Source organism: Paenibacillus sp. FSL L8-0502, assembly GCF_038593055.1.
Lineage (GTDB): Bacteria > Bacillota > Bacilli > Paenibacillales > Paenibacillaceae > Paenibacillus > Paenibacillus polymyxa_D.
Window position 1 is genome coordinate 4,696,743 of record NZ_CP151958.1, and the last position, 24,891, is coordinate 4,721,633.

Consider the following 24,891-nt stretch of genomic DNA (forward strand, 5'->3'; position numbering starts at 1 on the left):
TAGTGAGTAGAACATGCTGATGTATATTATTAAGCAGACGATCAATATCTGAAACGGTAACCCTCTGGAAAATCTTGCGAAGCTGTTTTTAAGCCAAATTCACAAGCCGCCGCATTAGCAATATGCGCAGCCATTGTCATGACCAAGTGAAGCGAAGTCATTTGGAGTGTCCAATAGGGTTTGGGACTGCGCTCATTCACAATCGCTGCAACACTATAATGACCCACAGACGGCAGAGACAGCCCTACCGATCGCGCAGGAGTTAGCGGTTCACACGCAATAAGAAACATTCCCGTTGAGCCGTGCTGTCCAAGACAAGCATCTATGGCGATCACATGATGATCTTGGGGAATGCACTCCAAGTATGGAACCAGATGATCCGCATCACAGGGCTCCGACATTGTCCCAATCACGTGCGGAAAACCTTGCTCCTTGAGCATGGTGCCTACCAGTGGCCCCAGTGAATCACCCGACGAGCGATCTGTACCGATACAAACAAAAGTCAACTTATCTATAGCATGCTGATGATGAATTTCTCGGAAAAACGGCGCGAGTCCATCTCGATCTGTTTTCTTTACATTATGTTCTAAGGACGAGCGTCCGGGTGCGGAAGCTCGATTATACAAAGACAACTTTGCCCATCCTCCTTGATTCGGTTGTATATTGGTAATCTGGCTTTCAGTACATTCTACAACAAAAACATGATACAATACAGGCAACTTCCCCTGTTATGAAAGGATGGAAAATTAACGATGGATTTGTCTGTACCGTCTCATGCCAACATTGAGTATATGATTGAGGGCATTAAAACCAAGCTCCGTATGGCGAGTGGTGCTGCTATGCAAGCTTCCGCTTTCTCGCTGGAGCAATACGAGGACATCCATGATGTCTATGATATGGTGATAAACAAGCCTAACCTGAGCATTTCCGAGGTTGAAGCTATTGTTTCTGAACTGGGTAGATTGCGTAAGTCCTCCTGAATCAGCCTATAGGAATACAGCTTAGCTGTATTACAACCTATCATCATGAGCAACAGCCTTCATGCCAGTGGCCCTGTCACCGTAAATAAAGCTCGTACCTCCGCTCGCTTCAACAGACGCGCAACGGGGATACGAGCTTTATTTTTCGATTGCATATACGCATTTTCATACACTTCTTCACTCAAGGATGCTTCAAGGTAAATCTGCTAACACCAGTTCAGATATATCCTCATTACCTGTAGCTAGTATCTTTAATGCACAACTTTTTTGAATTCGTGCAGCATCACCAGGCCCTAACTGAAAATCTCCATCCTGGCACGTAACTTCCACATGACCGCTAACTACATAAATGTGGGTGCGGCGCTCCTCTTGCTGCGGATATTCAAGCTGCTGGCCTTTTTCCAATCTGCTCAGATACAGATTTATATCCTGCGCGATGGATAACGTTCCCTCCACTTCTGAACCAGACACAACAGGCTGAAGCCGATTTAGGCGTTCACTGTGCTTGAATCTTTGCACCTGATAAGAAGGCTGAATGTCAGGGCTCTCGGGTAAAAACCACATTTGCAAAAAGCGAACCGGTCTTTCATCCCCAGTATTTCGCTCTTCATGTTCAATCCCGGTGCCTGCACTCAGAACCTGAATCGAGCCGCTTTTTAAATCCTGCTCATGTCCCAAGCTGTCGCTATGATGCAATTGGCCTTCAATTACATAAGTGACGATTTCCAAATCGTGATGCGGATGTCTTTTGAAGCCTTGCTGCGGTTCAAGTTTGTTATCATTATGGGCTAGCATACAACCAAAATGGGCATTGCTCGGATCTTCATAATCGGCAAATGAAAAGCTAAACTCACTATGAATCCATCCTTTATTTGAGGTATGTCTTTCTGCCGATGTCACTATTTTAATCATCCTTAACACCTCCATGGATTACAGTTCCGTAAAGCAGCCTTGCTTCGTGATGACTATTCCACTTTCGGCCCTGGCATTGCAAACACTGTGATACGATCCCTTTACCCCGGGCTTAAATGCCTCAATCAGCCTGTCGTCTCCGTCGAGTTTTGCTCTTAAGTTCATTATTAGTTAAGTTAATAGTACGAAAAATTAAATCTATTACAGCCATAAGGAGGAGATTTATTACATATGCTATCCCATAAACCCCAACCATCCCGGTTCCTACCAAGCTATTTGCGTCGTAGTCTGTATGCATCTATTATCATGATCGCTGTGATGCTTCTCATCGCCTACTCTGTGCAATGGATTGGCACGGCTCCTTTTCTATATTGGGATGAGCGTATACAGGATGCTATTTTTCCAGACACAGCAGCTACTCATGACCAATTGCTAACCATCGCTATATTCATTACGTCTTTCGGTTCATTCAGCATGTCGTTAATTATCGCCCTCGGTGCTGCTACCTTATGCTGGGTCTTTCTTCGTTCAAAAGCTTATTCCTTTGCGATCCTAAGCAGCTTTACGGCGATGTGGGTGCTGAATACGCTCATTAAAGAAATTCTGCAACGGGAACGCCCGTCACTTCAACATTTGGTTGAAGCCGGGGGCTACAGTTTTCCCAGCGGTCATGCGATGATTTCCATGGGATTTTACGGCATGATATTTGCCATCTGGGCTATAGAACGAAAGATTCGTGAGCGTTCGCTCTTCCTCCCGTGCGTTCTTGGTGCACTGCTCATTATATTGATTGGACTAAGCCGTATATATTTAGGAGTTCACTTTCCTACAGATATTGTGGGTGGTTATATTGCAGGCATCATTTGGCTGGCGTTTACCGTTCCTATGATCTATTGGCGAGCGAAAATGCAACTTTCTTCTCCCCCCCGCCCATAACGTCCGATTCGGCTTTTTGTTTCACTCCGGGTCATGACGTTTATATACGAAGTAAGCAAGGCACAGCAATATCGAAGCTCAGCATTTATCAAAAACGTTATCGTTTGTGAACTTAGGATAAGGGAGGCGATCCTTGTGTGGGGAATTGTACTAAGTATTGTAATGGCCATTATTATCGGATTGATTGGCGATGCACTAGCTGGACATGAAATGCCTGGCGGCATTGCAGGCTCTATGATTGCTGGATTTGTAGGAGCTTGGCTAGGTGTCATGCTGTTGGGAGACTGGGGCCCGGTCATCGGAGATTTTGCAGTCATTCCAGCCATACTTGGAACCGCATTGTTCGTATTCTTGCTCGGACTTGCGTCCAGGCTATTGAGAAGGGCTACCTAACATTTATATATATTTTTATTCTATAAAAGGAGTGATATATCATGAGTAACATTGACAATCAAAATATGGCAAGCACTTCAGGTTTTGCAAAGGGTTTATTCATTGGAGGTTTGATTGGTGCTGCGGCAGCCCTGCTGTTCGCTCCAAAGCCGGGTCGCGATTTACGTAGTGATCTGTCCGAAAAAATGACTGTTGTCTCCGATAAAACGAAGGATGTCGCATCTGTAGTTAGCAGCAAAGCGACAGATTTGGCCAAAACCGTTTCCACTAAAACAGCAGATGTAGCCAAAACGGTATCCGAGAGTAAAGACAACATCGTATCCAGCGTAACCAAAGCTTCTGCCGATGTCGCTAATGAAGCGGCCAAAGCGGATAAAGAAGTTATGGATGCAACCGCTCAAGCAGCCAAGGACACTCAAAAACAATTAAATGCAAATTCCTAATAGGAACACATTCCGATTACAACCAAAATAATATCCAAACACTGAACAGCCAGCATGCAAGAAGCTGGCTGTTTTTAAATGATAGAAAGGCTGGGATGACAATGAACAAACCAAACTCCTATGGAGATGATCTTGCTCGGAACAACAAGAGAACCTTTCACCCCCTCCAGGCTCAAGATCAGCCAGATGAGATTTCATCCAAGCAGACCTCTTCTACTCATCATCATGTTAAAACACATGATCCGGAGAGAGACTTTGATGTAAATGAGCATCCTTTTGAACTTCGCCATGAGGTCAAGCGGCTTAACAAACGCCTAGATCAAATCGCAGATACATTGGAAAAAGCAGAATTCAAAGATATTATAGAGAACTACTCCAGCACGAAAAGAAGAATTATGAGCAATCTGACTGCAGGGATTGCACGTGGTCTCGGCCTTACGCTGGGTACAGTGGTCATACTCGCCTTGCTCGCTTGGTTGCTCAGTTTCCTGGTACAGTTAAATCTTCCGGTCATCGGAGATTTCATCGCCGAATTATTAGGATATATCAAAATGAGCCAAGGTACTAAGTAATTGTCCCTATCTCAATTAAAAACGATCCATCGTAACCGATATAGACTCCCCAAAGAGCTTCCTGTTACGATGGATCGTTTTTTATTTGTAAATTATAACAGCTGTAAGCAGCCGCTACAATTTGTTGCGCTTGTTAGTTTTCAATAAGTCTCCTGTCCACCCCTTCATCATCAGCCAGCCGTACATTCCCGCCATACATAGCAATGTGGCAATAATCACGGCGGTAAAACCCCAGCCTGTTTTAATCCAAGGCAGATTTTCAAAGTTCATGCCCCAAATGGCCCCCACTACAGTGGCAGGTGTAAAAACGGCGGTCACAATGGTGAGCGTCTTCGTAATCTCATTGCCCCTAAAAGCGGAAATGGCCTCGTCAATAGAGATCAGGGTGTCGATTTCCTTTTCATAATGCAGGAAAAGTCCTTCCATCCGAGTCACACGGTAAAGTAACTGCTTAAAAAAGCGATTCTCCTCCAGTTTATCCAAATATGCCTCCCGAGAAGCCGTTACCAGCTCTGAAAAAGGAATGAACATATTGCTCCAATACAACAGCTCGAAACGTGCATTCAATATAGAATCCATCAGTGTACGGGCATTTCTTTTCTCCATGTCCTCTTCCAGTCTTCTCAGGTTGATCTCGAACTTATCCATACCTGTATGAAAATAATGAAGCACGGCTCTCGCCAATACAAACATGCCGTCAGCTGCATCCTCACACTGTTCCAGCATTTTTTGGCGTTCCGCGGTGTGCATAATTTCACGGGTGTTTTGATCCAAATTTAACGTCACCAGCTTCTGGTTTAGAACCAGAAAATAAAACTTGTTGCAATTGCGTTGACTATCGATTTCCTCTTGAACGGAGTAGATCAGCGACCCGTACATTAAGGGCTGATTGCCATCTGGAAAGCGTACAGATATAAAGCTGGATGGAATGTCCTCTACCTTGTCCAGCCATTCTGCGGCTTCTGGGAGCTTCTCCTTCAAGTGCTGTATGACCGAATCTTGCCAATTCCCAGCACTGATGTCCCACCATTCCCATCCTCCACGAAAGGAAGAAATCTGTTCAAATGCTGTCATGGATTCCAACCTTCCTCCCAACCTTTTTCGCTTTATAAAAAGGACACGTTTCCCCAAATCGGAATAACGTGTCCTTACGATGTGACATCAAATATGTTAAACCAAGAATTCCGCGTTTTTCTCATGAAATAGAGGAATTAGACATAATCTGCTTCAGCTTTTCCGTAGCCCGCTTCTGAATACGGGAAACGCTCATCTGTGATACGCCCAACGTCTGGGCAATCGCACGTTGAGATTGACCGTCCTGAAATGCCAGAAGAAGCACCTTCTGTTCCTGCTCCTTCAGTTGGCTTAAAGCCTGCTGCAAATCCATTCGTTTTTCCACAGTGTCATAATCGTTAGCATCCGAGCTAATGAGCTCGCCTAACGTAGCTGCACTCTCTTCCTGGGATAAAGGCGAGTCCAGTGAAACATAGTGATAGCACTCACGACCAGCAAGCACCTCGATCGTTTCTTCCACGGTTAGATCCAAATAGGTCGCAATCTCGTCCACATTGGGTGAGCGTTCCAACTTAACGGTCAGTTCATCAATAGCATGTTGAACAAGCGCACCCTTTTCCTTAATGCGGCGAGGAACCTGGATGTACCAGGATTTGTCGCGCAAATAATTTTTCATATGTCCCAGCATACTTTTCATAGCGTACGGTTCAAATGGGATACCCAAGCTGATATCGTATTGCTGAAGCAGACGTATCAAAGCCATCTGACCGGTCTGATATAAATCCTCGTATAAGTCCGGACGGTTACGGGAGATTTTCCCGGCAGCCATCTTGACCATCGGCTCATACTTGCGGATCAGCACGGTAGCAATCTCGTTATCCTTGGTTTGCTGGTACTCCCAGATTAGACCAACGGCTTCATCCATCGACTCCGGGGGAGTTACCTTTTCATTCATACTCTTTCCTCACTTCTGGTCAAGCGCTTTACCAGCACCACTTCGGTGCCTTTTCCTGTCTCATTCAAGATATGGACATCGTCCATAAGCGCCTGCATGAGATAAAAGCCTAATCCGCCTATCTGTGCATCATTCAACTCCTTGTCATGCAAGGATGCGATACGGGACGGGTCCTCCACGCGTTCAAAGCTCTCCCCTTCATCTTTGACACGAATGGACAGCGAAACTTCATCAAATTCGAATGTCACTTCCACGACTCCCCCCTCATGACCATATGCATAAAGGACAGAGTTATTACAGGCTTCCGATACAGCCACTTTCATGTCTTCAATATCCTCATAAGAGAATCCCATTTTCGCGGCAATACCGTATAAATTTAATCTTACAATATCAACAAAGTCAGCAGTTGCCGGCAAATTAAGAACTACTTTTTGAATTTGAGCGTTCATTTCTTTTTCTTTCCTTTCCTATTGGGAATTCTCCTGGGGGACAAAGAATTTGGCAATACCAGTCATATCAAATAGCTTTTGAATTTGAGGCGGTACCTCTTGAACAGCAAAGCGAGACTCCATCCCATGCCTTGCTTTTAAAATGGATAACAAGATTCCAATACCTGTGCTGTCAATGTATTTAAGGTCTCTCAAGTTAATAATCAAATCTTGGCTGGATTCCCCCACCAAAGGCTCCATCACCAGACGAAAATCAGGTGCTACCGAAAGATCCAACTCTCCACTCAGATAAACGGTATTTACGCCATCGGTTGTTTCCGTAATTGCATTAAACTTCTCATTTTTATTTGTATTCATAGGCCTACTCTCCCAAAAAAAGATTTCCCTACATACTAACCCATTATACGAGCGTTTGAATCACGGTATAACTTTTTAAACACTACCAAATGCCACCATCTAAGCTTCATTGATCTGATCTTTACCCGGTTGCATTGGAAAATGGTCCGGAGAATGCCGTAGCAATGCCTGTTTTACACTGCTGATTTTAACGGGCTTACTAATATAATCGTTCATCCCCGCTTCAATACATCGAGGCTGAATACCCTCCATCACATTAGCCGTCATGGCGATAATGGCAGGTTGCGATCTTCCCGCCAATTGTTCACGCACTCTCCCTGTGCACTCCAGACCGTCCATCACAGGCATCTGCAAGTCCATAAAGATATAGTCATAGTCCTGATTAGCCGTGACCATATCAAGCGCCTGCTGTCCATCTGCTGCCACATCTGAAGCCAGACCGAGCTTATCCAGTATATTAACCATCAGCTTCTGGTTAATCGGATGATCATCAACGACCAGTACAGGTCTACGACTTGGAGATTCCTGATGTGGAATTTCCCAATCGTGGCTGGACTCTCCCTCCAGTTCATTTTCCTGAGCAAAGCCAAGCTTCATTGTGAAATGAAACGTCACGCCCTGTTCTCCGCTCGTATCTACACGGATATCTCCGCCCATCATATTCACTAAGGTTTTACAAATGGCGAGTCCTAACCCGGTTCCACCATATTTACGTGTCATTGAAGAATCCAGTTGGGAAAAGGGCTGAAACAACCTTCCAACCTTAGCCGGATCAATACCAATGCCTGTATCCTTCACAGAAAACTCAACGGTAAGTCCATTATCGCTTTGCTCTTTGACAGATGCGAAGACATACACCCCGCCCCGGTCTGTAAATTTGACAGCATTGGATATCAGGTTAATCAGTACTTGACGCAATCTTCCCATATCTCCATATAACACAGGAGGCATCTGTTCATCGAGAAAATAAACCAGTTCCAAGTTCTTTCGGTTCACTTCTACCGTAAATAGGCTGAAAACTTCCTTGATACAGGAAACCAGATCAAAAGGATATTCCTCTACCTCCATTTTGCCTGACTCCAGCTTAGTGAAGTCCAGAATATCATTAATGACTGCTACCAGTGCGTCTGCACTACGACGGATGATATCGGCATATTCCTGTTGGTCGCTTTGCAGCTCCGTCTCCATCAGCAAATCAATCATTCCAATGACGCCGTTCATAGGTGTGCGGATCTCATGGCTCATCATCGCCAGAAATTCCGTTTTGGCATTGGCAGCAATCTCCGCTGCCTCCTTGGCGGCAATCAGTTCGCTGTTCATCTTCTCCAGCTGCTGGGTCTTCTGATGAAGCAGATGAGACTGTGTCTTCAAACGCTTGTTTGTCAGATACATTTGCACGAAACCTTCAATTTTGGACTTGAGAATTTGAGGGATGAACGGCTTAACCATATAATCAATACCGCCCGCTGAATACCCCGCAAATAAATGCTCCGCTTCCTTGCTGTTAGCTGAAATGAAGATAATCGGAATATCCTTCGTTTTCTCTCTGGCCTTGATTAGCTTTGCGGTCTCAATACCATCCATACCCGGCATCTGCACATCCAGGACTACGAGTGCAAATTCATCTTTTAATAGACATCGCAGCGCTTCTTCCCCGGATGTGGCCTTTACCAGATTATATTGTTCACTCTCTAGCACCGCCTCAAGAGCGAGCAGGTTCTCAGGTCTGTCATCTACCAGCAATATATGAATCGGTTCATGAAGCCCCATGGAATCCTCCTAAGCATCTCTATTTAATCTTCCGGTATATTTTTTCTATCCGATCCAGCGGCTCGTAGGAATCACTATAATCGGTAAAATGTATGGATTCCTTGGCCCCAAGCACCAACACGCCAAAATGACTCAAGCTATCATAAAACAACCCATGTACATGGTTGCGAAGTTCGTCGTTAAAATAGATCATGACATTCCGGCAAAAAATAACATTGAACTCGTTAAAGGACCGGTCTGTCGCTAAGTTGTGCTCCGCAAAAATAATATTTTTCCGTAAAAAAGGATGAAACATCACTGAATCATACTTGGCTGTATAATATTCAGAGAACGATTGTGTGCCCCCGGACTCCAAATAATTTTTGGTATACAGCTTCATTCGGTCGATCCCGTATACGCCTTCCTTCGCCTGCTGTAAAGACAGGTTATTCATATCCGTCGCATAAATGCGGGCCTTATCATATAAGCCTTCCTCATGCAGCAAGATCGCCATAGAATATACTTCCTCACCCGTGGAGCAACCTGCATGCCATATTCGAATATACGGATACGTTCGCAAAATAGGAATGATTTTCTGTCTAAAATTCAGAAACAGCTCCGGGTCACGGAACATCTCGGTCACCGGAATGGAAAGGCTCTGAACCAGCCTATCGAAGGCGCTGCGATCATGCAGCACCTTCTCCTGAAGTCCTGATATCGTGCTTACATTCTCGGACTGCGCATGATAATAAACACGCCGCTTAATCGAAGGCAGAGCGTAGTTACGGAAATCGTAGCCGTACAGCCGATGTATACCTTCCAGCAACAGCTCAATCTCAATCAATTCCCGCTCAGCATCATTCGATTTCACTTCATTAGCAGCATTATCCGCCATATCCTTAGATGTCATAATCTCTCTCCAATTCCTAAATAGGTTTTGCCTGTGCCGCTCCCATCATGTGTCGATTTATATTACCCATTTTTTTGGGTTACGAATACAACCACACCCGCATTAATGATAAAAGTTGTTCGGTTTGAATCGGTTTTTTCACATAATCGGAAGCGCCTGCCTCAATACACTTGGAACGATCATCCTTCATGGCCTTGGCTGTCAGGGCAATAATAGGCATCTTCTCGAATTGTGGCATTAGCCGGATACGTCGCATCGCTTCATATCCATCCATTTCCGGCATCATCATATCCATCAGCACCAGATCAAAATCAGGTGTCTGTTCCAGCAGTTCCAGTGCTTCTCTTCCATTTTCCGCAAAGGTAACATCCATACGATAGCTTTCCAGCACACTGGACAGAGCAAATACATTGCGAATATCATCGTCTACCAACAATATTTTTTTACCTTCAAACAGCTCTTCCTTGTTGTATAGCTTTTGCAAAATTTTGCGTTTGTCCTCAGGAAGATTCGCCTCTACACGATGCAAGAACAGCGTTGTTTCGTCCAAAAGCCGTTCCGGCGATTTAACATCTTTAATAATAATAGACTCTGCATATTTGCGAAGTTGCGTTTCTTCTTTGTTATCCAGATCTTTGCCTGTATAAATAATGATCGGCAGATCAGCTAGCTGCTCGTTCTCTCGAATACGATCCAGCAGCTCAAAACCAGTCATGTCGCTCAGCATCAGATCCAGTACCATGCAGTCATACCGCTGAGTGGCCAGCTCATTCAGTGCTTCCTGACCTGTCGATACCGCCGTAATGGCAACATCATCATGATCGATCAGCTCAATAATGGATTTACGCTGATTATCGTCATCTTCAACCACAAGAAGACGTTTGACCATTTGGTCTGTATACGATTTTATATGTGAAAATGCCTTATCCAGACTTTCCTTCGAGGAAGGCTTTTTGAGATAGGCAATCGCGCCCATCATTAGGCCCTGCTTCACATCATCTATGACTGAAATAACATGCACTGGAATATGACGTGTCGATGAATTTCCTTTTAGCTCGCCTAAAATGGACCAGCCATCCATCACAGGTAATTGAATATCTAATATAATAGCGTCCGGCAAATAAGACTGAGCCATGTTGAGCCCATCGTCTCCTTGGAGAGCGATCAGTGCCTTAAAGCCCCGGCTACGGGCCATATCGTACAAAATATTAGCAAAGTTAATATCATCCTCAATAATCAGCAGCACTTTATCCTGCGAGGTAATCTCGTTTCGGTCGTCCCCTGGATGTATAATGTCCTCCGCTTTGTTTTTCGAATGTATCTGATATAATGGCAACTGTTTAGCAGGCATAATCATGGGAAGGTCCGTTTCTGCCGAGGCTGCAACATTCTCAAAATTCGAATTCACATCCGTACCGTTAAATTCCTCTCTCGAATGAGAATCCATATCCTCAGCCGTAGGCGTTTGTTCCGGCAAATACAGTGTGAAGCAACTGCCCTGTCCCTGCTCGGATTCCACCGTAATCACACCGCCCAACAATCTGGAAAGCTCGCGGCTGATTGACAGACCTAGTCCTGTCCCCCCATATTTCCGGCTGGTTGTACCGTCTACCTGCTGGAAGGCTTCGAAGATCAGATCCGTTTTATCGGAAGCAATCCCAATGCCCGTATCATGCACAGATAGAGCCAGATAGGATCTTCGTGGATTTAGCAGACCCGGAAGCTGTTCTCCATTTGCCCGAGATACACTGAAACGAATAGATCCTTCCGTGGTGAACTTGAATGCATTGGACAACAAATTACGTAAAATTTGTTTGAGACGATAACCGTCACTGATAATGGCATCTGGCAAGTTCTCTTCGATCTCGGTATGCAGTTGAAGCCCACGTTGGGCTGCGACCGGAGCAAAATTCTGCTCCACAAACAGTTCCAGTTCCTTCAAGTGGACCGCTTCATGGTTAATATCCATTTTTCCAGCGTCCACTTTGGATAAATCCAGAATTTCATCAATCATTTTCAGCAAATCCGCGCCTGACATATAAATGGTTTGTGCATATTCCACCTGCTTCGGCTTGAGATTGCCTTCCTTGTTCTCAGACAAGAGCTGAGAAAGAATGAGCAAGCTATTTAGCGGAGTACGCAGCTCATGAGACATATTGGCCAAAAACTCAGATTTGTATTTGCTTGTGATTCCTAGCTGCATGGCCTGTTGTTCCAACTGAGCTCGTGCATGTTCAATCTCGTCGTTCTTTTCTTCCACTTCTCGTACCTGTTCTTCTAGCGCTCTGGTTTTGGCAATTAGTTCAGTATTAAAATGCTCCAATTCTTCTTGTTGACGCTGTAACAATTCCTCTGAACGCTTGAGTTCCTCTGTTTGCTCCTCCAAATTTTCGTTGGAGCGCTTGAGTTCCTCTTGCTGAGTTTGTAGCTCCTCGGACTGGCATTGCAATTCCTCAGTAAGTGCCTGGGACTCGCGCAGCAATTGCTCTACACGCATCCGTCCCTTGATATTGTTCAGAATGATCCCCATGCTCTCTACTAATTGAGCAAACAGCTTCGTTTCCAGATCACTGAAGCGATCCAGTGACGCTATTTCTATAGCACCGATGCACTCATCTTCGAACAAAATAGGGAAAATCATAATTCCCACTGGCTTACTTTCTCCTAAGGCAGAGCCTATGGACAAATATCCGTCAGGAGCCTCTGTAATCAAGATCGGCTTACGATCCAAAACACATTGTCCGAGCAACCCTTCGCCTACCTGGATAACGTCTCTAATCGAATTTTCGCCAGTCACCTTTGCATAGGAGCCGTATAACTTAAATCGGTTGTCTTCTACATCTTTTCCTTGCAAATAGATGGCTCCATAACTGCCTCCCAAGATGGGCGTAAACTCACTAATGAACATCTGAGCAACTTGCTCCAGTGAATTTACGCCACGGAACAACTCAGTCACCCGAGCAGTATTGGCATTAAGCCAAGTTTGGTCCTTCTGCGTTTGAAGGACGGAATGTTCAAATTTCCGCTTTTCTTCCAAGTCTCCGGCCATTTGTTGAAATACACGAGCGACCTCACCGATTTCATCTTTGGAGGCAACACTCATTCGGCTGATGGCCCTGTACTTTCCCTTGCCAAAACCATTAATCATGAGATTCACGACATTTAGACCTTTGGCAATACTTGGGAGCACCCACAAAATAACCAGTAAGCCCATGATCAGGCCGGCGGCCATCAGAATTGTGGTAATCTGCACAGATTCTTCATACGCCAAATTGGCTTGCTTCATGTCGCTATCAATTTCCCGATCCTGAAAAACGGCAAGGGCATTAATACTATCCATCGCCTCCTCTTGGGCAGGCAAACCAGTACTATTGCGGAAAGCGTTAGCCTCATCAATACGATCTTGCCCCAACAAAGAGACCAGTCTTTGTTCGTAACTTAAAAATTCATTCCACGCGACGGCTACCCGATCAACCTGCTGTTGCTCTTCACTGGTGCCGGAATTCGTTTGCAGACTAGCCAGCACTTTCGTTCCAGTAGCCGAAATATCGTCCAGCTCGCGTTTGGCCTCACTAACGGAGGAACCTGGATTCAAGATCAGATTGGCCATCACTTTGGCCATATCGTTCACCTGCCCGCGAATAGCTGTTGTTTTCCGGACTTTCATATATCGATCCTGATAAACCTGATTCAACTGCTCATTCAGGCTCCCCATCCGGTCATAGCTGATTAGTGTCAGCACAAGGAGGATCGCCATAAGCGATCCAAAGCCAATCAGCAGTTTATTTCTGATTTTCATGCAAGCTCTCTCCCTCTTTCAACGAAATCCAGATCAGGCATTTATCATCATCACGATCTTGTAGCGCCTCTTTACGAAAAAAAGCATCCAGCATCGCTTCTTCATTCCATTGCTCATATTTACGCAGACACTCAGTCAGATACTCCAACTGCTCCTCATATTCACCTTCCACCGCCTCCAGCAAGCCATCCGTATACAAAGCGATATGCCCTGTTCCTTCATAATGAATCGTGTGCATTTCTGCATCAATCTTATCAAATAAACCAACCGGGCTGCATGCACGGTCAAATTTGGTAATGCTACCATCCTGGTTGAACAGCAAACCGGGAGGATGTCCCGCATTTACATAGTCAATTCGCCGTGCACGGGTATCAATCACCATATAAATCGCCGTAAAATAATACTGTACCAGCTGTTTGCCCAGATCCAGTTGATTAAAACGACGATTCAGCTCTTGTATGACCTTCTCAGGCTCCACATACGTGGTCACCGTGTCCTTAAGTACAGATGCAATGAACATGCAGAACAGCGAAGAAGAAATGCCATGTCCCATCATATCCAGCAAAATGATGGCATATCGCCCCTCCCCTAACGGATACCAAGAATATAAATCCCCTGCCAGTTCAAAGGAAGGCTGATAGAGCGCATTTACTTGCAGCACCGGGTCCTGAATGGCAGGACTAAGTACCGCTTGCTGCACCATCGCGGCCAGCTTCAACTCATCCTGAATTCGCTGATCCCGATCCTTATGCCAGTCCTTCTCCAATTTGAGACGCAAGGCAGATCGGATTCGCGCCATTAGCTCTACCTTGTTGATCGGCTTCGTGACGTAATCGACGGCTCCCACATCCAGAGCTTCAGCCAATTTTTTAGAATCACCTACAGCCGTTACCATAATAATCGGGATATCTTTTAAATGCTCATATTCCTGCACAATACTGCAAGCTTCAATGCCGTCCATTTCAGGCATCATCATATCCAGCAGCACCAGATCAATATCTGAAGAACGGGGCCTGAGACTAATGGTACGATCGCCTATTCCCAGATGCTCTAACATTTCTGCGGCCGAGTTAGCAGAGATCACATCCCGATAATTTTCTTTTTTTAGTATCTCACGAATAATAATGATATTCGTCGGGTTATCGTCAACAATTAGAATTCTCATTGGCTTCTCCTTATCTGTAACTCATGTATTATACTATACCTACTTAAACGGCAACACCCTTGTTGATTAGTAGTAGTGTTTCCGTAAGAAGGCATTCCAAAAACATAGATAAGGAATGAGGCTGAACCCCATTCCTTATCTATGTTTTTGGAGGACCCGCGAAACACTTGTGCTGCGGTCAACTTCCTCTTTTTCGAATCTAATGTCACGCTGCTCTTATAGTGAACAGCGATATCACGCTTTTTTAGCAATGACCAGCACTTTCCCCTGATCCAGTTCTTTTTCATAAAAGTCAGCTTCCGTATCTGTAAATCCCAAGGAAGTAATTTTAGCGCGAAGCTCATCGCCGCGGGAACGGAACAAGTTGGCTAATGAATCGAAAACGCCCTCTTCCTTAATCCCGATTTCCTTGGCATCCACCGTATCGGCAATACGATCTGTCCGATCCTGATCATGAGCGAGCACGAACACATCCTCATAACGATAGCCTGTGTTACGCAACTCATTTACTGCTTCAACGGCTTGTACACCGTTATCTACCACTTTGGCATAAGATTTATGATTGGTCTGATTCATGTTTCTCACGCTCCTTTAAGGATTGACTTCTCTGACTATTACACTTCACATATCCATTTGAAACTTCCATGTTATGTCATGCCTTAAAAAAATCAATTACCATTCCGTTTCATCAAAAAACTCAACATACTTAGGTTTATCAGACGTCTCATCCATAAACACTTTGATTGCACGTTGTCCGCGTACATATACCTCTCCGTCTTCCGCCGTGAATTGCGAGCCACCCAGCGCCTGATCGAGCGTTTTCCGTTGCAGCGGCAGCCACTTATCATTCACCTTGATTCGACCGGCAGCAGGATCTACATGCACATAAGAAACGACGTCCTCACGCATACCTACCACAACATCTGGATATTGGTATTCTGTAGAAAGCAGCAACTTATCCTTTTTGACTCGCTGTGGCTTGCCCAGCTTTTTCAATACATCAGCACGTGTATCATCCAAAGATATGCCATTTAAGGTATGAAAATCTGCTGGTACAGCATGTGGAGCGGGTATCGTCTGCACAGTCCTAACCACATGTCCCGCTATTTGCGGGGAAACGGTTTGCTGAACCGTATCCTGTCCGGAAAAGGGAGTGAGCAAACCAGCAGCTAGTAATAACGTCTTCATCATAAATCTCACCCTTTCAATGAATTTCCTGTAGTTTACGGTTCAGCCACTATGCTACTGACGCATTTTCTGCCACACCCCAGCAGCGATGTCTACATAACCCAACCAGTTTTTACCTGGCTTGGCCGCAGGCTCCTCATAAGTCGCATTGTAGCTCTGAACCGTCCGCTCCGTTGCGGTCAAAGGTCTATTCGATGTCGTTGCCTTGATCGCGTTATCCGTTCTGGAAGTATTACTCGCAGCGCTATGCGATTTCTGAAACCGTGTCATTAAGGCTGTTGAAGCCTGCTTGGCAGCCAACGTCACTTCGCTGAGTACCTCCCCCAAATTTCTAACCGATTCCATCACTGGCTCCACTTGCTTCAATTTATGATCAACATCTGCGGTGATGTCATTCGCATGTCGAACCGTTTGTTTTACTTCATAACTCAGTTCATCAATCGTTTTTTGTACATCCTGCAAGGTTTGAGTCACCTTATCCAAAGAGCCTTGTGCTGCTTTCAACGTTTTAATGAGGAAAATAACGAGAACTGCAAATGCGATAGCAATAATAAAAATGCTGACCTGTGTTAACATAGCGTAACCTCTCTTTCGTCTTTCACGATGATGTTTATGATTACTGCATAGTTACCCTTTAGATTCAGACACGAAACAACGTCCAGGCTGGCTTCTTCTCCGCTCCAAACGTTATGATTCACGGACTCTCACACCGTTTAAAACAACGTATAACGATGGCACAGACACGAATATTCTATAGAAGTCTCCATCATCTGCAACCATGCTCTATCGGGGCGTGAGTATGCCACATTATATACAATTAAAGGAGGATACAGAACATGCTAAAATGGTCCGCTTTATTCTTAATTTTTGCTGTGATCGCCGGTATCTTAGGTTTTTTTGGTATCGTCGTGTCCGTAGCTGCTACAATCGCTAAAATATTATTTGTGATATTTCTGGTGTTGTTCGTCATTTCACTCTTCACCAGAAGAAAACGGGTTTCATAGTTATCGGATGCTAGCTGCACAAAAGCAATATTCTAAATGTCTATAAAAAAAGGATGTTCCCACCCTGGTCAACAGGGCTGTGGAACATCCTTTTTTGATGCAGCTTTTTAACAGTTAGCGGCGCTTTTATTGAATCACGCTGCCCCCAAACAGGAAACGGTCCTGCCAAGGCTTGCTGAAATCCGTAACTTTTACACCGCCACCCGCTACAGAAAACGTATGGAGAAGCTTGTTGTCTCCCAAATATACAGCTACGTGTGTAATCGTTTGGGAGGAGTTATCCAAGGACGTGTACGCCCCGGAAGATGCATTATAATTTGTAAAGAAGAGCAAATCGCCACGCTTCAGCGTAGTCATGTCCGTATTCGGCTGACTGTTTTGCTTGATCCACTCACCCTGTGAACGAGAATCTGCCGGAAGCTGGATACCTACAGCCTGACGGAAAATTTGACGGGTAAATGCCGAGCAATCAAAAGTAGCCGTACTGCTACGATCCGAACCATATTCATATGGAGTTCCGAGATAAGTCATCCCCGTGTTAATAACCTGCTCTATTGCAGCCGCTGCATCACCGGAAAATATGTTCATAGTTGACGCAGGAGAGGCTGTCACAGGTATTGCAGTAGTATCAGGAGTGGTTGTCACCGGAGCAGACACAGGCTGCTGCACAACAACGCCCTCACCAATACGAATATACTGTGGAGACGAGCTGACGTAACCCACCGTACCACCAGCATTGGTAACCTTGAACCAATAGGCATTACTTGGATCGGTAATCGTAACGACATCCCCTGCATTCAAATAGCCCAAGACCTCGGAAGAAGTGGATGCCTCCGCCCGCAAACGAACGGACGTTTGAATCGTAGCTTTCGTTTGACCGGCAGAACTATTCACTGAGGCCACAGCCTCTTTAGCTGAAACATTTTTAACTGACTCTGTGGCTTCCGATTTACGAGTGGTAGACGGGGTGACAGCAGCAGCGACGCTGGTAGCGCCAACTTTTATGTACTTGTCGGAGCTGCTAGTGTATCCGGTTACTCCATCAGAAGTCTTGATCTTATACCAATAGCTGTTGGTTTTCTCCAATACCGTTACGGCCTCTCCCTGCTTCATAAAGCTGACTACATCCCCTGTAGTCGAAGGACCGGATCTAAGCTTTACAGCCGCCTGAATAACCGCCTTCTGTCCCGTGGATGCTGTTGATGCCGCTGCGTCAACCTGACCCGGCGCCACATGAATTGCTGTCAACAGCGCGGCTGACGTCATGAGCATTCCCATCACGCGTCTTCTCAATGTTGCACCTCCTGGCTGTTTTTACGAATTTGAAGAGCATATCCAATTCCGACGAATATAGCCGGACATGCCTTCATTATAGTAAAAGCAGCAGGAAGAGAGATATAATCCAAACGTCACAAAAGGAAGCGTATACGCCTTTTACATATAGGTCTAAAGTCACTTTTAATACTAACTATTTAATAATTAATCTATAATTTGGGTTCTACATGGACATGGACATGCATCGTATTATGAACCTCTTGTAGGCGCTCCTCAATCCGGTCGCTGATCCGATGCCCTTCAATCAGGCTGAGTTGCGGATTCACCTCAATGACCACATCCACTAGTGCATGATTGCCGTGTACACGTGCCTTAACGTCCCGAATCCCCTCTACTCCAGGTATACGGGCAATCGTACTTCGTAAGTCAGACAGTTCTTGCTCATCAAATCCATCGGTCAAGCTGTGTGTGGAATCCTTAAAAATATCCCACGCTGTTTTGCAAATGATACATCCTACCGCGATCGCAGCTACAGTATCCAGCCAGGGTAGCCCGAACTGTGCGCCGATAATGCCAACTGCTGCCCCAACACTGACAAGTGCATCCGATAGATTATCCTTGGCCGCTGCCAGCAAAGCCTTATTGTTAATTTGCCGTGCCAGCCTGTTATTGTACAAGTACACTCCCAGCATAATCACGGCACAAATCACAGCTACACCCGCGGAGGTGATATCCGGTATTTGCTTTCCGCCCTTGAAAATGCTGCCGATCCCATCAATAAGCACCTGCAAACCGACGACAGCCATAATAAAGGACGCCAGCAGCGCCGCGATCGTTTCTGCCCGAAAATGTCCATAGGCATGATCAGAGTCCGGTGGCTTTTGGGAAATTCTCAGTCCAACCAGTACAGCAACCGACACTACAATATCGGTGACATTATTGAAGCCATCCGCCCGCAATGCGCTAGAAGCAAATATATACCCGCTAATCAGCTTAAAGGCGGACAGCAAGAGATAAGCAGCAATGCTTACCCACGCCCCACGCTCACCTTTTCGGATTTCATCATAGACATTTACCACAACGTAGGACACTCCTTCAAATATATAGTTCCCAGCAGAACGACCTCACCGGGCCCAAAAATAAAAATAGCAGCATCGCTGCCTTGAACCCTCAACATTAACTTTTCAAACAAGCAGCGTAGCTATCCTGAAAATAACAATTCACCTTTGGGTAACTGTTATTTTCAGGATAGCAGACGAACTTTGTGTGGGTCTAGAGAAACAGTCTTTCCGCTCTGCATCGCTGTAGGAACAACGAAAAAGTATTGCCAGGCCCCATTCCTGTAGGTTACACAAAACATTTTTTCCTTCACACAAAAAACAGACGTTTTCTCTCCCGCCCCACCCCAGATGGGTGTTATCATTGTTGCCCTTGTCCCTTCTTTTAAAAACGTATAAAATGAGGACACAGCCGCGTTTTTCTTCAATCCAACATGATTGACATGAATCTGGCGGCAACAGGAGGAATTTATTCATGAGCGATGCCAATGAACCACGTAAAGTTAATCTCGCAGATGCCATTCGGGAAAAGCTGGCACAAAAAAAACAGCAGTCCGGTGCTTCACAGCAGGGCGGCTTTCAAGGCGGTTCCACCAAAACACTGAAAAGCCAAAATACGAAGAAGCCGAACAACCAACGCCGTCGTACAGGCGGATCATAAGCCACCTCATAGCCTTTATAGGGTACCAAAGGTCTGGCGAGGTCTATCTTACCTCACGGCCAGAGCCAAGTAAGCTATGGGCATGGCACAAAAACGAAAAAGAGGAGTCTCCCTGCCATCTCAATGGCCTAAAGGAGCTCCTCTTTCGTTTATCTAGTTGTTGAAGATAGCCGGTTGGAATTTTAGCCGATTTCTACCGGATACATACGTTCACGCAATTTCGCGATTTCTTCATTTTCCAAGTATTCATCATAGCTCATTGTACGGTCGATTACGCCGTTTGGTGTAATTTCCACGATGCGGTTCGCAATCGTTTGAATAAACTGATGGTCATGAGATGTGAACAATATAGTACCGTCAAAATCAATCAGACCATTGTTCAGCGCTGTAATGGACTCCAAATCCAAGTGGTTGGTCGGTTCTTCCAGCAACAGCACATTGGCACCGTTCAGCATCATTTTCGCCAGCATACAGCGAACCTTTTCGCCCCCGGACAGTACACTTGCTTTCTTAAGTGCTTCTTCACCAGAGAAAAGCATACGTCCCAAGAAGCCGCGCAGGAACGTTTCGTCCTGATCCTTGGAATATTGACGGAGCCATTCCACAAGATTCATGTCCACACCTTCAAAATAGGTGGAATTATCTTTCGGGAAATAAGCCTGGCTAGTTGTAATCCCCCAAGAAAATTCTCCGCTGTCTGCTTCAATCTCGTTCATCAATACTTGGAAGAGCGTCGATTTAGGCAAACCGTTCGGCCCAACAAACGCGATTTTATCGCCTTTGTTCACAACCAGACTGAACTCATTCAGCACTTGCTCGCCTTCAACGGTTTTACTGAGGCGGTCTACTGTCAAGAGTTGTTTGCCTGCTTCGCGTTCAGGCTTGAAGTTCAGGAAAGGATATTTACGGTTCGATGGACGGATGTCGTCCAGCGTAATTTTATCCAGTTGTTTTTTACGTGAAGTAGCTTGTTTGGACTTGGAAGCATTCGCGGAAAAGCGCTGAATAAAGGCTTGCAGTTCCTTGATCTTCTCTTCCTTTTTCTTGTTGGCATCACGCGTCAAGGCAAGCGCAAGCTGGCTGGACTCATACCAGAAGTCGTAGTTGCCGACGTACATCTGGATTTTGCCAAAATCGATATCCGCAATATGCGTACATACCTTGTTCAGGAAGTGACGATCATGGGATACGACGATGACGGTGCCTTCATAGTCCATCAAGAAATTTTCCAGCCATTGAATGGATTCGAGGTCCAAATGGTTGGTAGGCTCATCAAGCAGCAAATTGTTCGGACGACCAAACAACGCTTGAGCCAGGAGAACACGTACCTTGTCATTACCACTCAGCTCAGACATGTTCTTGTCATGCAGGTCGCGGGGAATACCAAGACCGATCAGCAAGGAAGCTGCATCCGGCTCAGCATCCCAACCGTTCAGCTCCGCAAATTCGCCTTCCAGTTCACCGGCACGCAGGCCGTCTGCTTCAGTAAATTCTGTTTTGGCATACAGCGCATCTTTTTCCTTCATGATTTCATACAGACGCGTATGACCCATAATAACGGTTTCCAGAACCGGGAATTCATCGTATTCATAATGGTTCTGCTTGAGCACTGCCATCCGTTCGCCCGGTGTCATGTGAACCTCGCCTGAATTGGCTTCGATTTCACCGGAAAGAATTTTCAAAAAAGTGGATTTGCCCGCGCCATTCGCCCCAATCAGGCCGTAGCAGTTCCCAGGAGTAAATTTGATATTTACGTCTTCAAAAAGTGGGCGTTTCCCATAACGAAGCGTTACGCCGCTTGTACTGATCATATAAGCATACCATCCTTATCATTAGTTAAGTGCTAAACACAAAATTACCGACGGCAATAGTATAACACACAAAAGATCGGATTCGAACCGTAGTATAAGCATAACCGTCCCTGAATCTCATCCAATATCTTATAAATAAAATAAAAAATGCTTCTGTCTCCACGGTTGTCACCTGACAAAACACATGGACCAGAGCCATTTTCATGTTTTAAATTCGTTGAAATGCCGTGAGGACAAACGCGTTATTCAGTCGCAGCAATAATGTTCCGTATGCTTGTAAATGTCAGGAAGCCCCGACTCCTATCGGAATGAGATACATGCCCGCTTCATCATCCTGTTTGATTACGACCTCCACATCATAAACTGCCTGGATCAGTTCAGATGTAACGACCTCTGTAGGTGGGCCGTTCGCTATAATACGCCCTTCCTTCATGGCAATCATTACATCGCTATACCGAATAGCCTGATTGATATCATGCAGCACCATCACGATTGTCAGTCCATGTTCCTGGTTTAACTGCCGAATGAGCTCTAAAATTTCAAGCTGGTAGTACATATCCAAATAGGTGGTCGGCTCATCCAAAAATAAAATGGGAGTCCGCTGTGCCAAGGCCATTGCAATCCATACACGCTGCCGTTCTCCTCCTGAGAGTTGATCCAACGTGCGAGTTCTACGTTCGTTCAGGTTAGTACAGGCTATCGCCCACTCAATCGCCTCCTCATCCTCGTCACGCCTCGCTGTGAACATGTTCTTATGCGGCAACCTGCCGAAGCTTACGAGCTTTTCTACAGTCAGGTCGGAAGGTGCCTCGTTCTGCTGATGGACTACCGCCAATTGACGGGCCAGCTCCTTGGGCTTGTAGTGGGCTATTTCTTTGCCGTCCAGAATCACCTGTCCCAAGCGAGGAACAGCATTGTTGGACATCACGCTGAGCAGCGTCGATTTGCCGCATCCGTTGGGACCAATAATGGTCGTAATCCGTCCTGACTCAATAACAGCATGAATAGCGTGCAGACGATCTGTTTTCCGATCATATGAGAAGGTTATATCCTTAATGTCCATAGCTGCGATCCGCCTTTCTGATCAGGAATATCAGGAACGGCCCGCCAATGACGGCCATAATAATAGAAGCCGGGATTTCATTGGGAGCAAGCACCGTCCGCCCCAGAGTATCCGCGAGCAGCAGCAACAAGCCACCGCATAAGGCTGAAAATGGAATCAACCACTTATGATCCGAGCCAACTAGGTAGCGGGCACAATGCGGAACGAGCAGGCCGATAAAGGCAATCACTCCTGCGATGGCTGTAGCCGTTGCTGCAAGCAGCACTGCAATCACAGAAATCAAAAGTCGTGCGCGTGTTACATTGAATCCCAGATTTTTAGCTGTTTTATCTTGAAGGGACAAGAAATTGCACCAAGAGAACACGAGCATGGCCAAAATTAGTCCAATCCCGCCATAGGTCACAATAACCTCGACATCTACCCATTTTTTCATAGACAAGGTTGAAGTAGTAACCTGGTTAATGCTGGTGACCGCATAACTGCCTCGATAATTAAATGACTGACCTAAACCAGAAAAAATGGCATTCACAGCTACCCCGATCAGAATGAGACGAATCGGATGCAAGCCGGATCTCCATGAAAATCCATAAACCATTAAACAAGCTATCGCACCGCCAATAAATGAAAAGAACGGCATCCAGAAATAAAGCATTGGAAAGACCGTCACCGCAATCAGCGAGATCAATGCTGCTCCCGAAGAAATGCCGATAACTCCGGCATCTGCCAGCGGGTTTTTCATAACAGCTTGCAGCAAGACACCCGCCACTGCAAGTGCTGCACCTGCCATCACGGCTACGATAATTCTCGGTAGTCTCAGGTCCTTGACCACATTCACCTGATCATCTGTACCTGTCCACAATCCGGTGACCAACTGACTCAAATCCACCTTGAGACTACCTGTCATCGCTGAATATAACATGACGCCGACGAGCAAGACCATTACAACAATAAGACTCCAACCTTTTTTGGACATGTCATCAGCTTCCTTTAATTCGAAGGATACAGCATTTTCATCAGCTCATCTAGCGCCGAGTTTGCCGCTAGATTCCCTGTTGTGCCAAACAACGGTTCAGGCAGATCATAGACATGCCCATTTTTCACAGCGTTGAAATGCTTCCAGATATCGTTGGTTTTGAACTCTTCATCGAACATTTTCACTACTTCATCCGGCATCCCGTGTGCAGCGCGCAAAATGATATCAGGGTTGGATTGCTGCAAGGCTTCGGTATTGTGGGCAATGAACTCCACCTTCTCGCCCTGAACCACATTTGTTCCGCCTGCAATTTTAACCAGATCCCCAATATAAGAATGCTCGGTAGCCACCAGATAGCTTCCCGGTACTCCCAGCAAAATCAATACTTTAGGAGATTTCTTCCCTTTGATCTTTTGTTGAATCTCAGTTACTTTGGCATCCAACGCTCCATTAATCTCTTTGGCCTTATCGGCTTTGCCAAACGTGTCTCCCAGCTTTTGAATTTCTTTTTGCATATTCGCGAGACTTTCAAAATTTAAAAATTTGGCATTGATTTTCAAATCTTTAAATTTAGGCTCCAGATCATATTTCAGTGTCGTCACCGACAGTACATCCGTCGGCTTCAATGACATCACTTTTTCCATATCAGGGCTCATCGGATTACCCACATCAGGCACATCCTTGTAACGGTCCGGCAGCACTTTCGTGCTTGTCGGCTTACCTGCCAAATCCAAGCCCAGCGCATCCGTGATTTCCGCAATGGCTACCGTAGTCGCCACAATACGAGGAGCTTGAGCTTTACCGTCAGACGACTTTCCGGTTGCATCAGATGTTGCCGTTGATTTCGAACCATCGCTCTGATTCTGTCCAGCCTGTCCTCCTCCCGAACATCCGGCCAGCAACAAGATCACGATGCCGATTAACATATACAAACAAAACGATCTTCCTTGAGCCCATGCTATATATCGTTTCATGAAAATCCAGTCACCTCAATTCAAAATATAGAACTGCATTAGGAACCCTAACTTTTCGGGTATCAGGATTTAGCAAAATTCGATTCCAGTCGCTCCAAAGTGCAATATATAGACGAACTAGACTGTTTGATCTACATATTGTTCACTAGAAGTCGCTTATTGGATTTTTGCAAATTCCTCGGGTATGTAAATGCTGACAAGTCTTGACGCCGAGGCACCAAGACTTGCTCGCATACAAACTTTGCTGTTA

Annotated in this window: 26 protein-coding genes; 7 read left to right on the forward strand and 19 right to left on the reverse strand. The window is 45.5% G+C overall.

Annotated features, from left to right (window positions below):
- Positions 1 to 41: 41 nt before the first annotated feature.
- Positions 42 to 632, reverse strand: a complete 591-nt coding sequence (gene yyaC / locus NSQ57_RS20650) for a spore protease YyaC (protein ID WP_039273804.1) — start codon at positions 630 to 632, stop codon at positions 42 to 44.
- Positions 633 to 752: 120 nt separating this feature from the next.
- On the opposite strand from yyaC, the gene NSQ57_RS20655 reads away from it, so the two are divergent.
- Positions 753 to 980 (forward strand): DUF1128 domain-containing protein, encoded by a 228-nt coding sequence (locus NSQ57_RS20655; RefSeq protein ID WP_029517178.1) that lies wholly within the window; start codon positions 753 to 755, stop codon positions 978 to 980.
- A gap of 192 nt (positions 981 to 1,172) precedes the next feature.
- On the opposite strand, the gene NSQ57_RS20660 is transcribed toward NSQ57_RS20655, so the two are convergent.
- A complete protein-coding gene (locus NSQ57_RS20660) occupies positions 1,173 to 1,892 on the reverse strand; it encodes a pirin family protein (RefSeq protein WP_342425227.1) in 720 nt (239 codons plus the stop codon).
- A gap of 231 nt (positions 1,893 to 2,123) precedes the next feature.
- On the opposite strand from NSQ57_RS20660, the gene NSQ57_RS20665 reads away from it, so the two are divergent.
- The 4 genes from NSQ57_RS20665 to NSQ57_RS20680 all read left to right on the forward strand — a co-directional run bounded on the left by NSQ57_RS20665 (position 2,124) and on the right by NSQ57_RS20680 (position 4,236).
- Positions 2,124 to 2,828 carry a phosphatase PAP2 family protein gene (locus tag NSQ57_RS20665; RefSeq protein ID WP_069011993.1) on the forward strand — a complete coding sequence of 235 codons (705 nt, stop codon included), beginning with the start codon at positions 2,124 to 2,126 and terminating at the stop codon, positions 2,826 to 2,828.
- 135 nt (positions 2,829 to 2,963) lie between these two features.
- On the forward strand, positions 2,964 to 3,221 hold the full coding sequence (locus NSQ57_RS20670) for a GlsB/YeaQ/YmgE family stress response membrane protein (protein ID WP_069011991.1): 258 nt from the start codon (positions 2,964 to 2,966) through the stop codon (positions 3,219 to 3,221).
- Positions 3,222 to 3,262: 41 nt separating this feature from the next.
- Positions 3,263 to 3,664: a YtxH domain-containing protein gene (locus NSQ57_RS20675; RefSeq protein ID WP_029517175.1), complete on the forward strand. Its 402-nt coding sequence runs from the start codon at positions 3,263 to 3,265 to the stop codon at positions 3,662 to 3,664.
- Positions 3,665 to 3,759: 95 nt separating this feature from the next.
- Positions 3,760 to 4,236 (forward strand): DUF5665 domain-containing protein, encoded by a 477-nt coding sequence (locus NSQ57_RS20680; protein ID WP_049816975.1) that lies wholly within the window; start codon positions 3,760 to 3,762, stop codon positions 4,234 to 4,236.
- A 114-nt stretch (positions 4,237 to 4,350) separates the two neighbouring features.
- Here NSQ57_RS20680 and NSQ57_RS20685 read toward each other — a convergent pair whose 3' ends face one another.
- From NSQ57_RS20685 to NSQ57_RS20735, 11 genes are all read right to left on the reverse strand, one after another.
- Positions 4,351 to 5,310 carry a magnesium transporter CorA family protein gene (locus NSQ57_RS20685; protein ID WP_342425228.1) on the reverse strand — a complete coding sequence of 320 codons (960 nt, stop codon included), beginning with the start codon at positions 5,308 to 5,310 and terminating at the stop codon, positions 4,351 to 4,353.
- A 121-nt stretch (positions 5,311 to 5,431) separates the two neighbouring features.
- Positions 5,432 to 6,205, reverse strand: coding sequence for a sigma-70 family RNA polymerase sigma factor (locus NSQ57_RS20690; RefSeq protein ID WP_013311929.1), 774 nt, complete (start codon positions 6,203 to 6,205; stop codon positions 5,432 to 5,434).
- A complete protein-coding gene (gene rsbW / locus NSQ57_RS20695; protein ID WP_013311930.1) occupies positions 6,202 to 6,654 on the reverse strand; it encodes an anti-sigma B factor RsbW in 453 nt (150 codons plus the stop codon). The genes NSQ57_RS20690 and rsbW overlap by 4 nt, the downstream gene beginning before the upstream one ends.
- A gap of 18 nt (positions 6,655 to 6,672) precedes the next feature.
- Complete coding sequence (locus NSQ57_RS20700) at positions 6,673 to 7,011, reverse strand: STAS domain-containing protein (protein WP_023990272.1); 339 nt, start codon at positions 7,009 to 7,011, stop codon at positions 6,673 to 6,675.
- A 99-nt stretch (positions 7,012 to 7,110) separates the two neighbouring features.
- The gene (locus tag NSQ57_RS20705) at positions 7,111 to 8,781 is read right to left on the reverse strand and encodes a response regulator (protein WP_029517172.1); all 1,671 of its coding nucleotides are present in this window, start codon (positions 8,779 to 8,781) and stop codon (positions 7,111 to 7,113) included.
- Positions 8,782 to 8,800: 19 nt separating this feature from the next.
- A complete protein-coding gene (locus NSQ57_RS20710; RefSeq protein ID WP_029517171.1) occupies positions 8,801 to 9,670 on the reverse strand; it encodes a protein-glutamate O-methyltransferase CheR in 870 nt (289 codons plus the stop codon).
- 79 nt (positions 9,671 to 9,749) lie between these two features.
- Positions 9,750 to 13,469 (reverse strand): response regulator, encoded by a 3,720-nt coding sequence (locus tag NSQ57_RS20715; RefSeq protein ID WP_342425229.1) that lies wholly within the window; start codon positions 13,467 to 13,469, stop codon positions 9,750 to 9,752.
- A complete protein-coding gene (locus NSQ57_RS20720) occupies positions 13,453 to 14,634 on the reverse strand; it encodes a fused response regulator/phosphatase (RefSeq protein ID WP_342425230.1) in 1,182 nt (393 codons plus the stop codon). The genes NSQ57_RS20715 and NSQ57_RS20720 overlap by 17 nt, the downstream gene beginning before the upstream one ends.
- A gap of 234 nt (positions 14,635 to 14,868) precedes the next feature.
- Positions 14,869 to 15,210 (reverse strand): general stress protein, encoded by a 342-nt coding sequence (locus NSQ57_RS20725; protein WP_023990277.1) that lies wholly within the window; start codon positions 15,208 to 15,210, stop codon positions 14,869 to 14,871.
- Between the two features lie 96 nt (positions 15,211 to 15,306).
- A complete protein-coding gene (locus tag NSQ57_RS20730; protein ID WP_029517168.1) occupies positions 15,307 to 15,825 on the reverse strand; it encodes a hypothetical protein in 519 nt (172 codons plus the stop codon).
- A 51-nt stretch (positions 15,826 to 15,876) separates the two neighbouring features.
- Positions 15,877 to 16,398, reverse strand: coding sequence for a DUF948 domain-containing protein (locus NSQ57_RS20735; protein WP_029517167.1), 522 nt, complete (start codon positions 16,396 to 16,398; stop codon positions 15,877 to 15,879).
- 260 nt (positions 16,399 to 16,658) lie between these two features.
- Here NSQ57_RS20735 and NSQ57_RS20740 point away from each other — a divergent pair, with 260 nt between their 5' ends.
- Positions 16,659 to 16,826 carry a DUF1328 domain-containing protein gene (locus tag NSQ57_RS20740; protein WP_029517166.1) on the forward strand — a complete coding sequence of 56 codons (168 nt, stop codon included), beginning with the start codon at positions 16,659 to 16,661 and terminating at the stop codon, positions 16,824 to 16,826.
- A gap of 126 nt (positions 16,827 to 16,952) precedes the next feature.
- Here NSQ57_RS20740 and NSQ57_RS20745 read toward each other — a convergent pair whose 3' ends face one another.
- Together NSQ57_RS20745 and NSQ57_RS20750 are read right to left on the reverse strand one after the other, a co-directional pair.
- Positions 16,953 to 18,119, reverse strand: a complete 1,167-nt coding sequence (locus NSQ57_RS20745) for an SH3 domain-containing C40 family peptidase (RefSeq protein WP_029517165.1) — start codon at positions 18,117 to 18,119, stop codon at positions 16,953 to 16,955.
- A gap of 191 nt (positions 18,120 to 18,310) precedes the next feature.
- Positions 18,311 to 19,180 carry a cation diffusion facilitator family transporter gene (locus tag NSQ57_RS20750; RefSeq protein ID WP_029517164.1) on the reverse strand — a complete coding sequence of 290 codons (870 nt, stop codon included), beginning with the start codon at positions 19,178 to 19,180 and terminating at the stop codon, positions 18,311 to 18,313.
- Positions 19,181 to 19,634: 454 nt separating this feature from the next.
- Between NSQ57_RS20750 and NSQ57_RS20755 the strand changes: the two genes are divergently transcribed.
- Positions 19,635 to 19,820, forward strand: a complete 186-nt coding sequence (locus NSQ57_RS20755) for a hypothetical protein (protein WP_029517162.1) — start codon at positions 19,635 to 19,637, stop codon at positions 19,818 to 19,820.
- Positions 19,821 to 20,002: 182 nt separating this feature from the next.
- On the opposite strand, the gene NSQ57_RS20760 is transcribed toward NSQ57_RS20755, so the two are convergent.
- The 4 genes from NSQ57_RS20760 to isdE all read right to left on the reverse strand — a co-directional run bounded on the left by NSQ57_RS20760 (position 20,003) and on the right by isdE (position 24,641).
- Positions 20,003 to 21,631 carry an ATP-binding cassette domain-containing protein gene (locus NSQ57_RS20760; protein ID WP_013311942.1) on the reverse strand — a complete coding sequence of 543 codons (1,629 nt, stop codon included), beginning with the start codon at positions 21,629 to 21,631 and terminating at the stop codon, positions 20,003 to 20,005.
- A gap of 283 nt (positions 21,632 to 21,914) precedes the next feature.
- Positions 21,915 to 22,694: an ABC transporter ATP-binding protein gene (locus NSQ57_RS20765; protein ID WP_029517161.1), complete on the reverse strand. Its 780-nt coding sequence runs from the start codon at positions 22,692 to 22,694 to the stop codon at positions 21,915 to 21,917.
- Complete coding sequence (locus tag NSQ57_RS20770; protein ID WP_241113419.1) at positions 22,684 to 23,667, reverse strand: iron ABC transporter permease; 984 nt, start codon at positions 23,665 to 23,667, stop codon at positions 22,684 to 22,686. The genes NSQ57_RS20765 and NSQ57_RS20770 overlap by 11 nt, the downstream gene beginning before the upstream one ends.
- 14 nt (positions 23,668 to 23,681) lie before the next feature.
- Positions 23,682 to 24,641, reverse strand: a complete 960-nt coding sequence (gene isdE / locus NSQ57_RS20775) for a heme ABC transporter substrate-binding protein IsdE (RefSeq protein WP_342425231.1) — start codon at positions 24,639 to 24,641, stop codon at positions 23,682 to 23,684.
- Positions 24,642 to 24,891: the final 250 nt, after the last annotated feature.